General features: G+C 65.1%; 15 protein-coding genes. 13 read left to right on the top strand and 2 right to left on the bottom strand.

The features are described from left to right. Window positions 1-67: 67 nt before the first annotated feature. Both CA833_RS00520 and CA833_RS00515 read left to right on the top strand, forming a co-directional pair. Window positions 68-817 carry a phosphatidylserine decarboxylase gene (locus tag CA833_RS00520; RefSeq protein ID WP_142632786.1) on the top strand — a complete coding sequence of 250 codons (750 nt, stop codon included), beginning with the start codon at window positions 68-70 and terminating at the stop codon, window positions 815-817. Between the two features lie 20 nt (window positions 818-837). Continuing rightward, window positions 838-1,653, top strand: coding sequence for a phosphatidylcholine/phosphatidylserine synthase (locus CA833_RS00515; protein ID WP_207079881.1), 816 nt, complete (start codon window positions 838-840; stop codon window positions 1,651-1,653). On the opposite strand, the gene CA833_RS00510 is transcribed toward CA833_RS00515, so the two are convergent. After that, window positions 1,583-1,855: a hypothetical protein gene (locus CA833_RS00510; RefSeq protein WP_142632788.1), complete on the bottom strand. Its 273-nt coding sequence runs from the start codon at window positions 1,853-1,855 to the stop codon at window positions 1,583-1,585. The two genes, CA833_RS00515 and CA833_RS00510, sit on opposite strands and share 71 nt — an antisense overlap. Before the next feature lie 581 nt (window positions 1,856-2,436). On the opposite strand from CA833_RS00510, the gene rpsB reads away from it, so the two are divergent. Both rpsB and tsf read left to right on the top strand, forming a co-directional pair. Then, a complete protein-coding gene (rpsB, locus tag CA833_RS00505) occupies window positions 2,437-3,189 on the top strand; it encodes a 30S ribosomal protein S2 (protein ID WP_142632790.1) in 753 nt (250 codons plus the stop codon). Window positions 3,190-3,334: 145 nt separating this feature from the next. Continuing rightward, entirely contained in the window at window positions 3,335-4,258 is a 924-nt protein-coding gene (gene tsf, locus CA833_RS00500) for a translation elongation factor Ts (protein WP_142632792.1), read from the top strand. 90 nt (window positions 4,259-4,348) lie between these two features. On the opposite strand, the gene CA833_RS00495 is transcribed toward tsf, so the two are convergent. Beyond that, complete coding sequence (locus CA833_RS00495; protein WP_207078890.1) at window positions 4,349-4,957, bottom strand: NAD(P)-dependent oxidoreductase; 609 nt, start codon at window positions 4,955-4,957, stop codon at window positions 4,349-4,351. Between the two features lie 54 nt (window positions 4,958-5,011). Between CA833_RS00495 and CA833_RS00490 the strand changes: the two genes are divergently transcribed. The 9 genes from CA833_RS00490 (at window position 5,012) to CA833_RS00450 (ending at window position 14,498) form a co-directional block, all read left to right on the top strand. Beyond that, the gene (locus CA833_RS00490; RefSeq protein WP_142632796.1) at window positions 5,012-5,446 is read left to right on the top strand and encodes a helix-turn-helix domain-containing protein; all 435 of its coding nucleotides are present in this window, start codon (window positions 5,012-5,014) and stop codon (window positions 5,444-5,446) included. A 278-nt stretch (window positions 5,447-5,724) separates the two neighbouring features. Beyond that, window positions 5,725-6,447 (top strand): UMP kinase, encoded by a 723-nt coding sequence (gene pyrH, locus CA833_RS00485; protein ID WP_142632798.1) that lies wholly within the window; start codon window positions 5,725-5,727, stop codon window positions 6,445-6,447. Window positions 6,448-6,450: 3 nt separating this feature from the next. Further along, window positions 6,451-7,008 carry a ribosome recycling factor gene (frr, locus tag CA833_RS00480; protein WP_142632800.1) on the top strand — a complete coding sequence of 186 codons (558 nt, stop codon included), beginning with the start codon at window positions 6,451-6,453 and terminating at the stop codon, window positions 7,006-7,008. A 35-nt stretch (window positions 7,009-7,043) separates the two neighbouring features. Then, window positions 7,044-7,733, top strand: coding sequence for a polyprenyl diphosphate synthase (gene uppS / locus CA833_RS00475; RefSeq protein WP_142632802.1), 690 nt, complete (start codon window positions 7,044-7,046; stop codon window positions 7,731-7,733). Further along, entirely contained in the window at window positions 7,720-8,493 is a 774-nt protein-coding gene (locus CA833_RS00470) for a phosphatidate cytidylyltransferase (protein ID WP_207078889.1), read from the top strand. Before uppS ends, CA833_RS00470 begins: the two co-directional genes overlap by 14 nt. Window positions 8,494-8,500: 7 nt before the next feature. Beyond that, window positions 8,501-9,661, top strand: a complete 1,161-nt coding sequence (locus CA833_RS00465) for a 1-deoxy-D-xylulose-5-phosphate reductoisomerase (protein ID WP_207078888.1) — start codon at window positions 8,501-8,503, stop codon at window positions 9,659-9,661. A gap of 48 nt (window positions 9,662-9,709) precedes the next feature. Next, complete coding sequence (gene rseP, locus CA833_RS00460) at window positions 9,710-11,095, top strand: RIP metalloprotease RseP (protein WP_207078887.1); 1,386 nt, start codon at window positions 9,710-9,712, stop codon at window positions 11,093-11,095. 173 nt (window positions 11,096-11,268) lie between these two features. Beyond that, window positions 11,269-13,893 carry an outer membrane protein assembly factor BamA gene (gene bamA, locus CA833_RS00455; protein ID WP_242526189.1) on the top strand — a complete coding sequence of 875 codons (2,625 nt, stop codon included), beginning with the start codon at window positions 11,269-11,271 and terminating at the stop codon, window positions 13,891-13,893. Further along, window positions 13,893-14,498, top strand: coding sequence for an OmpH family outer membrane protein (locus CA833_RS00450; protein ID WP_142632812.1), 606 nt, complete (start codon window positions 13,893-13,895; stop codon window positions 14,496-14,498). Before bamA ends, CA833_RS00450 begins: the two co-directional genes overlap by 1 nt. Window positions 14,499-14,500: the final 2 nt, after the last annotated feature.

Raw genomic sequence — 14,500 nt, 5'->3', positions numbered from 1 at the left:
TGTTTTGCCGGATTTTCCGAATCGGCAGGTGTTTCCACCGGGGGCGTAAATGCTTTAGAGGGGCAACATGCCTGGAGATATTCTCGATAATCAGGGACGCGGCGAAGCGTCCTGGAGCTGGCCCTCGGTTCATCCCGAAGGTCGCAAGTTCGGTGCCATTGCCGGAGCGATCGCGCTCGTGGGGTGGATCGCGCTCGGGCCGCTTGTCGGTCTGCCGCTGGTCCTGCTCACGTACTGCGTGCTGGCCTTCTTCCGCGATCCCGTGCGTGTCACGCCGCAGGACGATCGTTTCATCGTGGCGCCTGCCGACGGCCTCGTCACGCTGATCGGCAAGGTGCCGCCGCCGCGCGAACTGACCGTCGAGGACGGCAGCGGGGCGGAGCCGCTCTCGACCGAGCCGGTGACGCGCATCTCGATCTTCATGAGCGTGTTTGATGTGCACATCAATCGTGCGCCGATTGGCGGCACGGTGCGCCGGGTGATCTACATCCCGGGCAAGTTCCTCAACGCCGACCTCGACAAGGCGAGTGAAGAGAACGAGCGCCAGCACATCCTGATCGAGCGCGGCGACGGCCAGCGCATCTGCTTCACGCAGATCGCCGGGTTGGTGGCACGCCGGATCGTGCCTTTCGTGAAGCCGGGCGACATCATCGCCGCGGGCCAGCGCATCGGCCTCATTCGCTTCGGCAGCCGCGTGGACGTCTATCTGCCCGCCGGAACCGAACCCAAGGTGCTGATGGGCCAGCGTATCGTTGCCGGTGAAACCATTCTTGCCGAAATCGGCGCCGCCCCGGTGATCGAGGGCATTTCGCAGTGACCGAGGAGTCCGGTGACTTCATGGCGGAACGGCTGAGTTCGCGCCGCCGGCTTGCCGCCGGGCTCTCGATGCGGGTCTTTGTTCCCAACGCGATCACCGCCGCTGCGCTCTGTTCGGGGCTGACGGGTATCCGTTTTGCCATCGGCGGCGACTACGAACGGGCGGTGCAGGCGGTGATCCTGGCGGGCGTGCTCGACGGGATCGACGGCCGCGCCGCGCGCATGCTCAAGGCGCAGACCCGTTTCGGCGCGGAACTCGACAGTCTCGCCGATTCGATCTCGTTCGGTGTGGCGCCGGCGCTGATCGTCTATCTCTGGACCCTGCATCAGGTCCCCAGCCTGGGCTGGATCGCCGCGCTGGCGTTTGCCATCTGCTGCGTGCTGCGTCTGGCGCGGTTCAATTCGCGGATGGATCAGCTGGACCAGCCCCACAAGGCGGCCGGTTTCCTGACCGGGGTTCCGGCGCCGCTCGGCGCCGGGCTCGGCTTCCTGCCGCTCTATCTGTGGATCGCCAGCGGCCAGCCCATCTTTGCCAACCCGGTGCTGGTGGGCGTGTGGATGGTGCTGATGGCCTTCCTGATGATTTCCAACCTGCCGACGCTCAGCTGGGCGCGGATGCGTCCGCCGCCGAGCCTGCGCCTTGGTGTCCTGGCCGTGGTCGGGCTTACCGTCGCGGCGCTGCTGGTCGAGCCGTGGTGGACGCTCGCGGTGATCACCATCGTCTATCTGGCGCTGATCCCGCTGGGCATCTCGGTCTATCTCAAGGTCAGGCGGCAAGCTCGCCGTTCGGCCATTCCAGTCCCGGGCGCTGCAGCGCCTGAAGTCGGCGACGCATAACGCGTTCGCGGCGGAGCGCGGAAAGTGTCGGCACCGGTACGCGTTCCACCATTGCCCAATTGATCGTGAGCACTTCGGGGCAGGCGGCGAGCCGTGCCTTGAGCGAAAGCGCGCTGTGCCCATAGCGGCGCAGCGTGGCGGTGATCGCGAAAGCCGAAGCCAGCGCGGTGAGGGCGAAGAGGCAGGCAGCAAATGCAGTCATGTCCAATCCTTTCGAGCCATCGGCGCTGATCTGGCCGGGGGTAGCCGCTTGTGGAAAACCGACTCATGTTCTAACAATGTTCCGTCTGGCTATCTGTTCTCTTTTTGTTCAAATTGAGTCAAGGCCAAAATGCAGGTCCGGCTAACGTTCTTGAACTTCCAGCGTTTTAGCGGCGCGCGGGCGCTGCCGGACGCGGGGTCCAGCGCAAGACAATCACTGTCTCGCGATGGAACACTCTCGCCGGGCCCCGAAGGACAGACCCCTGAACGGTGTGCAGGGCGGGGCAATCGGCTTGTCACCCTGTGGAAAACTTGTGGGCGATCTGTGGTTTCCTCGGCGGTGCGATCCTGCGATCGGTGGTTTTGCGGTCAAGCCGGGCCGAGCGGTGCGATTGGGGCTGGATTTAACGGGCGAAGAGGACTAAGGGCGGCCCCGCTCGAAGCAGGGATCGAATTCGCGATCCTCGCGCGATTCGGGCAATCCACATGGAAAGCGCACATACCGGTGCTTTGACGGCCAAGGTCCTCGGACAGCCGCCAGGTTCCTGCTTTCCAGAGGTTCGAACCGGAAGGAATTCTATTATGGCGGCACCTGTCGTCACCATGCAGCAGCTCATCGAAGCCGGCGCCCACTTCGGCCACCAGACCCACCGCTGGAACCCGCGCATGAAGCCGTACATCTTCGGCGCGCGCAACGGCATCCACATCATCGACCTCTCGCAGACCGTGCCGCTCTTCGCGCGCGCTCTCGAGTTCGTGCAGGCCACTGTCCAGGCCGGTGGCAAGGTGCTGTTCGTCGGCACGAAGCGTCAGGCTCAGGAGCCGATCGCCCAGGCCGCCCGCGCTTGCGGTCAGCACTACGTCAACCACCGCTGGCTGGGCGGCATGCTCACCAACTGGAAGACCATCTCGGGTTCGATCAAGCGCTTCAAGGCTCTTGAAGAGCAGCTTTCGGGCGACACCGCCGGTCTCACCAAGAAGGAAGTCCTGCAGCTGACCCGCGAGCGTGACAAGCTTGAGCTGTCGCTCGGCGGTATCCGCGACATGGGCGGCATCCCGGACGTGATGTTCGTGATCGACGCCAACAAGGAAGCGCTGGCGATCAAGGAAGCCAACGTCCTCGGCATCCCCGTGATCGCCGTGCTCGACACCAACGTCGACCCCAACGGCATCGCGTTCCCGATCCCGGGCAACGACGACGCCAGCCGCGCCGTGCGCCTGTACTGCGACGCGATCGCCCAGGCTGCCACCAAGGGCGGCCGTGACGCGCTCGTCCAGAGCGGTGCCGACATCGGCGCCATGGACGTGCCGGTCGAGGAAGCTGTCGAGGCCTGATAGGTCCGGCGACGACTTTTCGTCATGGAATTGTCGCGCGCCGGGTCCAATGGGCCTGGCGCGCGTTCCATTTCCGGGTCGCCGTGCGATCCGGGCAATTTGAAGGCCAGGAAACTGGTCAGACCCAAGCAAGAGGATTTGAGCGATGGCTTACACCGCCGCTGACGTGAAGAACCTGCGCGAGCGCACCGGCGCCGGCATGATGGACTGCAAGAAGGCCCTCGACGAAACCGGTGGCGATCTCGAAGCCGCCGTCGACGCGCTGCGCGCGCGCGGTCTGGCCGCTGCCGCCAAGAAGTCGAGCCGCACCGCGGCTGAAGGCCTCGTCGGCGTTGCCGTGACCGGCACCAAGGGCGTTGCCGTCGAAGTGAACTCGGAAACCGACTTCGTCGCGAAGAACGACCAGTTCCAGGACTTCGTGCGCAAGACCACCGAAGTCGCTCTCGGCGTTGCCGGCGACGACGTCGAAGCCCTCAAGGCTGCTGCCTACCCGACCGGCGGCACCGTCGGCGACGCGCTGACCAACAACGTCGCGACCATCGGCGAGAACCAGCAGGTTCGCCGCATGAAGACCGTCGAAGTGGCCCAGGGCCTCGTCGTTCCTTACATGCACAATGCTGCCGCGCCGAACCTCGGCAAGATCGGCGTGCTTGTCGCTCTCGAATCGGAAGCTTCGGCTGACGTTCTCGAAGCGCTCGGCAAGCAGATCGCGATGCACATCGCCGCTGCCTTCCCGCTGGCGCTCAACGCCGACGGTCTCGACGCCGAGCTGATCGCTCGCGAGCGCAAGATCGCCGAAGAAAAGGCTGCCGAATCGGGCAAGCCCGAAGCCGTGCAGGCCAAGATGGTCGATGGCGCTATCGCCAAGTACGCCAAGGACAACGCGCTGCTCTCGCAGGTCTTTGTCATGGACAACAAGACCCCGATCCAGCAGGTCGTCGACCAGGCCGGCAAGGACGCCGGTGCCAAGATCGTGCTGAAGGACTACGTCCGCTTCCAGCTCGGCGAAGGCATCGAGAAGGAAGTCACCGACTTCGCGGCCGAAGTGGCTGCTGCCGTCGCCGGCTGATCCTTCGGGCTTTTCCTTTACGGATGCCGAACAAGAAAAGGGCCGGGGAGCTTTGGCTTCCCGGCCCTTTTTCCATGTCTGTTTCCGGCTTCAGTAGGCTGCCGTGAAGCGCGCGCGGCTGTGCTTGTGGGCTTCGAGTTCGTCGACCATGGCGATGGCGTAGTCGGCGAAGCTGATCTTGCTCTCGCCGGCATCGTCGGTGACCAGCTGGTCGGTGCCGGGGCGGTAGGTTCCGGTGCGCGGGCCTTCGAAGATCAGCGCGGCGGGGGAGAAGAAGGTCCAGTCGACGTCGGCGGTCTGGCGCAGCACGTCGAGGAAGGTGATGCCGCCCATCGCCGCAGCCTTCCACTCTTCGGGAAATTCGGGATCGTCGATGATGCGCACGCCCGGTGCGACTTCGAGGCTGGCGGCGCCGCCGGTGACGAGCAGGCGCGGCACGCCTGCCTTGCGCAGGGCGGCGAGCAGGGTTTCGGCGGGCACGTCGAAGTGCAGGGCGCTGATGACGGCATCCTGGCCGGCGATGAGGGCAGCGAGCGCTTCCGGGTCGGAGGCATCCCCCGCCCAGGCGGCGACGCCGGCGATGGCTGCGATCTTGTCCGGGTTGCGGGCGATCGCGAGGACCTGATGGCCGCGCGCGGCGGCTTCCTTGACGATCTCCGATCCGGCGCGGCCGCTGGCGCCGAGGACTGCAATCTTCATATCGATTCTCCACTAGGTATCCAATGGTGACCAAGTGTGATATTGAGTGCGCCTATGCAAGAAGGCACCTTGATCGCACCGGGTTACTCCGAGGAAACCGCGCCGCTCCGCGCGCCGGATGTCTACGCCGCCAATTGCCCGACGCGGCAGTTGCTTGACCGTGTGGCTGACAAGTGGAGCGTGTTGATCCTGCTCACGCTCGGCAATGGCGAGATGCGCTTCAATGCGCTGAAGCGGCGGATCGACGGGATTTCGCAGAAGATGCTGAGCCAGACCTTGCGCTCGCTGGAGCGCGATGGGCTGGTGCTGCGCGCGGTCGTGCCCAGCGTTCCGGTGACGGTGAGTTATGCGATCAGCCCGCTGGGCAGGGAACTGCTGGGCGCGCTGCAGGCGATGATCGACTGGGCCGAGGCGCGCATGGGCATGGTGGCGCAGGCGCAGCGCGATTACGACGCACGCGAGCGCGAACTGTCCGCCAACTGGAATTGAGGGCATTGCGGCAGGGGCGGGTGGAGGCTGCGACACGCTCATCCACAGGCGTAAGAGCCCGTTTGGAAATTCGCGAAAAGCGAATTTCGCGGCACCAGCCCGCTCCCCCACCCGACCACCCACAGGATACTGCCAATGGGCGGTCGGGTGGGGGAGCGGGCTGGTGCCGTCCTTAAAATGCCCTTTCGGGCATTTTTCAAACAGCCTCTAAGCCCTTGGCAATTTCCTTGCGCGCTCCTAAAGCCGGGGCCGACCAGCCCCCGAGGAGAAGTGCGGCCATGAACTCGACCCCCTATAAACGCGTCCTTCTCAAGTTGTCGGGTGAAGTTCTCATGGGGAGCCAGCAGTTCGGGATCGATTCCGATTTCGTTGCCGAGCTTGCCAAGGAAGTGAAGGCGGCCAAGGAAACCGGCCTCGAGATCTGCCTCGTCATCGGCGGTGGCAACATCTTCCGCGGCATGGCCGGCGCCGCGCGCGGCATGGACCGTGCGCAGGCCGATTACATGGGCATGCTGGCCACCGTGATGAACGCGCTCGCGATGCAGAATGCGCTGGAGCAGCTTGGCGTGGAAACCCGCGTGCAGTCGGCCGTGCAGATGGACCAGGTCTGCGAACCGGTGATCCGCCGCCGCGCCGAGCGCCATCTCGAGAAGGGCCGCGTGGTGATCTTTGCCGCCGGTGTCGGCGCGCCTTACTTCACCACCGATTCGGGTGCCGCGCTGCGTGCCGCCGAAATGCGCTGCGACGCGCTGCTCAAGGGCACCAGCGTCGACGGCGTCTACGACAGCGACCCCAAGAAGAATCCCGACGCCAAGCGTTACGATACTGTCGATTACGACACTGTCCTGGCCGATAACTTGCAGGTCATGGACGCATCCGCCGTTGCGCTTTGCCGCGACAACAATATTCCGATCGTTGTCTTCTCGATCCGCGAGCAGGGCAATCTTGCCAAGGTCCTCGCGGGCGAGAGCACCAAGACGATCGTCCAGAAAGGAGCCTGATCCATGGCCAAGTACGACAAGGGCGACCTCGAGCGCCGCATGAAGGGCGCGATCGACGCGCTCAAGCACGACCTTTCGGGTCTGCGCACCGGCCGCGCCAACACCGCGCTGCTCGAGCCGATCATGGTCACCGTCTACGGTGCCAACACCCCGATCACCCAGGTCGCCACCATCTCGGCGCCCGAACCGCGCATGCTGTCGGTCCAGGTCTGGGACAAGTCGAACATCGGTCCCGTCGAAAAGGCGATCCGTTCGGCGGGCCTCGGCCTCAACCCGATCAACGACGGCAATACGCTGCGCCTGCCGATCCCCGACCTCACCGAGGAACGCCGCAAGGAACTGGCCAAGCTCGCCAGCTCCTATGCCGAGAAGGCCCGCGTCGCCGTGCGCAACGTGCGCCGTGACGGGATCGAGAACCTGAAGGCCGACGAGAAGAAGAAGGAAATCTCGGAAGACGAGCGCAAGCGCGGCGAAACCGAAGTCCAGAAGCTGACCGACGACATCATCAAGCAGCTCGACGAGGAATTCGGCCGCAAGGAGAAGGAAATCCTCGGCAAGTGAGGCCTTGCGGTCTTTCCGAGAGGACTGTCTGACGAATGGCGAAGAGTGAACCTGCTGCCGTACGCCACGTTGCCATCATCATGGATGGCAACGGCCGCTGGGCGAAGAAGCGCCACCTGCCGCGCGCGCTGGGCCACCAGCGCGGCGTGGAGGCGGTGCGCCGCGTCGTGCGCGGAGCCCGCGAACTGGGGCTGGAGGCACTGACGCTCTACGCCTTCTCCACGGAGAACTGGCGCCGTCCGGAAGAAGAGGTCTCCGACCTCATGAGCCTGATGAAGCGCTTCATCCTGTCCGACCTCGACGAGTTCGCGGCGGCGGGCGTACGCCTCAAGATCATCGGCGATTACAAGGCCTTCAAGCCGGAACTCGTCGAACTGGTCGAAGGCGCGATGGCGCGCACGGCGGGCAACACGGGGACAACCCTTGCCGTTGCGCTCAACTATGGTTCGCAGGACGAGATCGCCCGCGCCGCCACCAGGGCGGCGGCCAAGGGGGCGATCACGCCCGAGACGATCGCGGCGGAGCTCGACACCGCAGACCTGCCGCCGCTCGACCTGCTGATCCGCACATCGGGCGAAGTGCGCCTCTCGAACTTCCTGCTCTGGCAGGCGGCTTATGCCGAGATGATCTTCACCGACGTGCTCTGGCCCGACTTCAATGTCGATCACTTGCGCGCGGCGCTCGAGGAATTCGCGCAGCGGGAGCGGCGTTATGGCGGCCGCTGATCCTGCCCGGAAAAAATCCGACCTCGGTGTCCGCACGGTCTCGGCGGTGGTCATGCTGGCGGTTGCCGGTTCGGCGCTGTGGCTGGGCGGTCCGGTGTGGATGGCGTTTGTCGGCGTGGTTTCGCTCGGGGTGCTGTGGGAGTGGGTCAAGCTCTCGCGCGCGGCGATGGGTGGCCCTGCCGCACGCGGCCTCATGAACTTTGCGGGCATGTTCTATGTCGGCGTCGGCGCGGCGATGCTGCTGTTCCTGCGCAATCCGGCTTTCAGCTTCGCGCCGGTGCTGACCGTGCTGCTGACGGTGATCGGTGTCGATGTCGGTGCCTACTTCGCCGGGCGCACGCTGGGCGGTCCCAAGATCGCGCCGGCCATCAGCCCGTCCAAGACCTGGTCGGGGCTGCTCGGCGGCGTGCTCGGCGCGACGCTGGTGCTGTTCGGCGCCGCGCGGCTCTGGCAGGAAGGGCTGGCCTCGGTCCTGGTGCAGGGCAATGCCGCCGACGGGCCTTCGTGCTTCGGTGCGCAGCCGTGCTGGTATCTGACGGCCCACGCCGTGCCGCTGTTCGCCCAGTGCCTGATGACGGGCATTTTCGTGGCGGTCTGCGCGCAGGCGGGCGATTTCTTCGAAAGCTGGCTCAAGCGCCGTGCGGGCGTGAAGGATTCGGGTAATTTCATTCCCGGTCATGGTGGTTTCTTCGACCGTGTCGACGGCCTTCTGGCAGTCCTTTTCCTGCTCGCCCTCATGATCGCGTTCCAGCCAAGGTAACGGTGCGATGACCGCGCAACGCTCGATCTGCATTCTCGGGGCCACCGGCTCCATCGGCGCCTCGACGCTCGACCTCGTGCGCCGCAATCCGGCGGACTGGCGGGTTACCGTACTCACCGCCCACTCCAACGTTGACGAACTGGCGAAACTGGCGCGCGAATTTGCCGTCGATCTTGCCGTCGTTGCCGACGAGGCGCACTTGCCGGCGCTGCGCGAGGCGCTCGGCGGGTCTGGCATCGAGGTCGCGGGCGGGGCGCCGGCGCTGGTCGAGGCGGCGGCGCGCGGCGCCGACATGACGGTTGCGGCCATCGTCGGCTGTGCGGGCCTGGCGCCGACCATGGCCGCCATCGAGCAGGGCAGGGTGATCGCGCTTGCCAACAAGGAAGCGCTGGTTTCCGCCGGCGAAGTGATGATGGCGGCCGTCGTCCGTCACGGCGCGACGTTGCTGCCGATCGATTCCGAACACAACGCGATCTTCCAGTGCCTGCAGGGCAACGACATCGCGCAGGTGCGCTCCATCACGCTGACCGCCAGCGGCGGTCCGTTCCGTGACTGGTCCTGGGAGCAGCTCCAGGCCGCGACCCCGGCGCAGGCGGTGAAGCATCCCAACTGGGACATGGGCGCCAAGATCAGCGTCGATTCGGCGACGATGTTCAACAAGGGCCTCGAACTGATCGAGGCGCACTATCTCTTCCCGGTCGGGCTCGACCGGTTGCGCATCATCGTCCACCCGCAGTCCGTGGTCCATTCGATGGTCGAATACCGTGACGGGTCGACCCTGGCGCAACTCGGACCGTCCGACATGCGTGTGCCGATCGCCTCGGCGCTCGCCTGGCCGACCCGCATGGACACGCCCTGCGCGCCGCTCGATCTTGCCGCGATCGGGGAGCTGACCTTCCGCCAGCCCGACGAAAATCGTTTCCCGGCAACACGTCTGGCGCGCGGCGCGGCCGAAGCCGGCGGGGCGATCCCGGCCGTGCTCAACGCCGCCAACGAGGTGGCGGTCGCCGCCTTCCTGGCAGGTCAGATCCCGTTCACGCGGATTGCCGCAGATGTCGAGCATGTGCTGGGCGCCTATTCGCCGCCGGCGCCCGCCAGCCTCGACGACGTGCTGGCGGTTGACGCGGAGGCCCGCGCAAGGGCAAGCATGGTGACGGGACCTGCGTGAGCCGATCGTCGGCGACTTCACGTCTAGGCCCTATGGAGTGTGCCTGAATTGACCGGATCGCCCAATCTGCTGACGACGATCTTCGCGTTCCTGCTTTTGCTGGGTCCCCTGGTGCTGGTGCACGAGCTGGGCCATTACCTCGTGGGCCGGCTGTTCGGGGTGAAGGCCAATGCCTTTTCCATCGGCTTCGGCAAGGAACTGGCGGGCTGGACCGATCGCCGCGGCACCCGCTGGAAGCTCTCGGCCCTGCCGCTGGGCGGCTATGTGCAGTTCGCGGGCGACATGAACCCGGCCTCGGCGCCAAGCGCGGCCGAGGATGGCCTGACGGCCCAGGAACGCGCGCGCACCTTCCATGTGAAGCCGCTGTGGCAGCGCGCGCTGATCGTGCTGGCCGGGCCGCTTACCAATTTCCTCGTGGCGGTGCTGATCATCGCCGCCTTCTATGCCGCTTACGGCAAGGCGGTGGCCGTGCCCGAAGTCGCGGACTTCCTGCCCGGCTCGCCGGCGCAGTCGGCGGGCGTGGAGATCGGTGACCGCATCGTCGCGGTCGATGGCCGTCATGTCGACAGCCTGACCGATGTGCCGCAACTGGTCATTCCCTTTCCCGGCCGTACCGTCACCCTGACGGTCCTGCGCGAAGGGCGCGAGGTCAGCCTGCCGGTTCGCCTCGGCGATCGCACGGAAACCGACCGGTTCGGCAACCAGTCGCGGGTCGGCGAACTCGGCATCAACTTCTTCGTTCCGAAAATCGGTGCATTCTTCGGCGATTCCGCCGCCCAGAAGGCGGGGCTGAAAGTCGGCGATCGCATCGTCGCGGTGGGTGACCATGCCGTGCGCAGTTTCGACGAGATCCCCCCGCTGGTGGAGAACCAGGCCGGGCGCCAGGTCATGGTGACGGTCATGCGCGCGGGCGAGGCCCATGTCGTGCCGGTTACACTGGGCGAAATGGCGGCGGTCGATGCGCAGGGCAAGCCGGTGCGGGTCGGCGTGCTGGGCATTCGCCCGGACACCGGCACGCGCGTGCCGGTCGGCGTGATCGAGGCGGTGGGCCTGGGCGTGGGCAACTGCATCGATACCATGCACCTGATGGTCTCGGGGATCGGCCAGATCTTCTCGGGCGAGCGCTCGGTCAAGGAGTTCGGCGGGCCGATCAAGATCGCCAAGTATTCGGGCGAGCAGTTCAGCCTCGGCTGGGAGGCGTTTGTCTCCTTTGCGGCGCTTATCTCGATTAACTTGGCATTCATCAACCTCCTGCCAATCCCGGGCCTGGACGGAGGACATCTGGCATTTTACGCGGCCGAAATGGTTCGCCGCAAGCCGCTGGATGTGCGCAGTCAGGAATGGGCGATCCGCACCGGGGTGGCATTCGTGCTGGCCTTGATGCTGTTCGTCACGGTCAACGATCTGGCTTCGCTCCCGATTTTCGGGGGATAGCCTGGAGAAATCTTCTCAGATCACATTTCTGCCGGGATTGACTGCTTGATTGGGCGACGTCCATCGGGCAGACGGGCGCGATTGCCCGCCGGGGAGGCGGGTAGCCTGGCGGATCACTCTGTAGAGCCTCGCGTAAGCGCATACGGGAACTTGCTTGAATGATGGGATGGGAAATGGGTCGCAGCATTGACGCTCGCCGTGCTCCTCAGCTTGCCGCAATGCTGCTGGGCACCACGATCCTTGCTGGCGTGCCCGCCGCGGCCTTTGCGCAGAGCGCTGCCGCTGCCAATGCTCCTGCCGCCGCGCCGGTCGCGGCCGAGGCGGCCACGCCGATCCAGACGATCCAGGTCGTCGGGGCCGAGCGTCTGGAGCCGCAGACGGTGTTGTCGTACATCAAGCTGCGGGTCGGCCAGCCTTATACCAAGGCTGCGGCGGACGGCGCGCTGAAGGATCTTTACGCCACCGAACTGTTCGCCGACGCGCAGATCGCCAACGACAACGGTGTGGTGACCATCACGGTCAAGGAAAACCCCGTCGTCAACCGCATCATCCTTGAGGGCAACAAGCGCATCAAGGACGACAAGATCATGCCGGAGATCAAGGTCGCCCCGCGCCAGATCTTCACGCGATCCAAGATCCGCGCCGACGTCGCCCGCATCATCGAGCTGTACAAGCGCCAGGGCCGCTATGCCGCGACCGTCGAGCCGAAGATGGTCATGCTTGACCAGAACCGCGTCGACATCGTCTTCGAGATCACCGAGGGCGACAAGTCCAAGGTCCGTCAGATCAACATCATCGGCAACGAGCACTTCTCGGACGGTGACCTGCGCTCGCAGATGGTCACCAAGCAGGCCCGCTTCAGCCGCGTGTTCTCCTCGAACACGACTTACGATCCCGATCGCATGGCGTTCGACCAGCAGAAGCTGCGCCAGTTCTACCTGACCCAGGGCTACGCCGACTTCCGCGTGGTTTCGGCCGTGGCCGAACTGACGCCGGACAAGAAGGACTTCATCATCACTTACGTGGTGGAGGAAGGGAAGCGCTACAAGTTCGGCGACGTCAAGGTCGAGAGCCAGCTGCGCGACTTCGACGGCGACAAGCTGGCGAAGAACCTCGCGATCCACAAGGGTGACTGGTACAACGCCAAGCTCGTCGAAGATACCATCGAGGGCCTGAACGACACCGCCGGTGCCTTCGGTTACGCCTTCGCCGACGTGCGTCCGCAGTACAGCCGCGACAAGGACGACCTCACCATGGGGTTGACCTTCGTGATCCAGGAGGCGCCGCGCGTCTATGTCGAGCGGATCGACATCAACGGCAACACGCTGACCCAGGACAAGGTCGTGCGCCGCGAATTCCGTCTGGCGGAAGGCGATGCGTTCAACTCGCTGCAGGTCAAGCGTTCGACCAACCGCATCAAGTCGCTCGGTTACTTCCAGGAGAAGTTCGAGGTCGAGCAGAAGCCCGGCAGCGCCGACGACCGTGTCGTGCTCGAAGCCAACGTCGAGGAAAAGCCGACCGGCCAGCTCCAGCTCTCGGCCGGTTTCTCGAGCCTCGAGCGCTTCATCTTCCAGGCCTCGATCCAGCAGCGCAACTTCCGCGGGCGCGGCCAGACGATCGGCCTTTCGGGCAGCTATTCCTCCTATTCGAAGTCGGTCGAGGCGAACTTCGTCGAGCCGTACCTGTTCGACAAGAACGTCTCGCTGGGCCTCGACATCTATCGCCGCGACTACAACAGCTTCAACTACATCAATTCCAATCGCAATACGAACTACTCGCAGACCACCACGGGCTTCCAGGTCCGCGCCGGTGTGCCGCTGACCGAGTATCTGACGGCGATTGCCCGCTACACGCTCAATTACGACGACGTGTCGGTCGACAAGTCGACCTACTATTCGTACCGCGTCGATCCCAGCGTCTACCAGTGCGACCCGCTCTATGCCGGGCGCTACCTGTGCGACGCGCTGGGCAAGCGTCTCAGTTCGATCCTCGGCGGCTCGATCATCTATGACACGCTCGACAACCGCGTGCGCCCGACGCGTGGCCAGACGGCCTCGATCAACGTCGACGTGGCGGGCCTGGGCGGCGATGTGAAGTACGCACGCGTGGTCGCCAAGGCGGCCAAGTACTGGCCGCTGGGCAAGGGCTTCATCTTCTCGCTGTCGAGCGAGGGCGGCGCGATCACCGGTTGGGGCGGCGACGACGTGCGCCTGACCGATCGCTTCTACCTTGGCGAACCGCAGATCCGCGGTTTCGGCATCCGCGGCGTCGGCCCGCGCGTGACCCGCCAGTACTTCACGCCCAACGAAGACGGCACCGTCACCAACGGCACCAAGTCTGACGACGCGGTCGGCGGCAAGTACTACTACATGAACCGTGCCGAACTCGAGATTCCGCTGGGCTCGGGCGCGCGCGAAATGGGCCTGCGTCCGTCGATCTTCGTGGATGCCGGTGCGGTCTGGGGCAGCAATTTCAAGAAGTCGGACCTTACCGACTGCTCGAATGGCTGTATCCCGACCTACTACGTGCGCAATTCGGATGGCACGAACTCCTCCTCCACCACGACGAGCGCGACGGATTCGTCGACTGGTTTGGCCAATACGCCGACTGGCGATTATGCCTACAACTTCACCGAAACCTTCGCGGGTGATTCCTGGCATCCGCGTGTTGCGGTTGGTTTCGGCGTGAACTGGAACTCGCCGTTCGGGCCGTTCCGCATCGACATCTCGAAGGTGCTCCTCAAGGAGACCGGCGACAACACCAAGACCTTCACATTCAACGTGGGAACGCAATTCTGATGACCAAGATTCTCAAGTCCGCCGCGCTGGCCTCGGGTCTGGCTCTTGCCGCTCTGGCTTCGCCGGCGTTCGCACAGGCCGTTCCGGCTTCGAAGGTCGCCGTTGTCGACCTCGACCGCATCGCCAAGGAATGCAACGCCTGCCGCACCGCGAACCAGGCCCTGCAGGGCCAGGTCCAGGCTTTCGAAGCTCGCCGCAACCAGCTTGCCGGCACGCTGCAGCCCGAAGCCCAGGGTCTCGAGACCGCCGTCAAGGCGCTCAACGGCAAGCAGCCTGACGCCGCCCTTCAGGGCCGCATCCAGGCCTACCAGCAGAAGGAACAGCAGGCCGGTCAGGAACTGCAGGGCCAGCAGGTGCAGATCCAGCGCAACCAGGCCTATGTCGGCCAGCAGATCCAGCAGGCGCTGGCGGGCCTCTACAAGCCGGCGATGAGCAAGCGCGGTGCCAACGTGCTGGTCGAAGTCGGCCAGACCCTGGCCTATGATCCGACCCTCGACATCACCAACGACGTGCTGACCGCCCTCAACGGCGCGCTCACCACGATCAACACCACCGCTCCGGCGCCGCAGCAGGCTCCGCAGCAGCCCGCCACCTCGGGCCGCTGAGA

The organism is Novosphingobium sp. KA1 (assembly GCF_017309955.1).
Classification (GTDB): domain Bacteria; phylum Pseudomonadota; class Alphaproteobacteria; order Sphingomonadales; family Sphingomonadaceae; genus Novosphingobium.
Note: the sequence above shows the minus strand (reverse complement) of the source record. Positions and strands in the feature narration are given on the sequence as shown.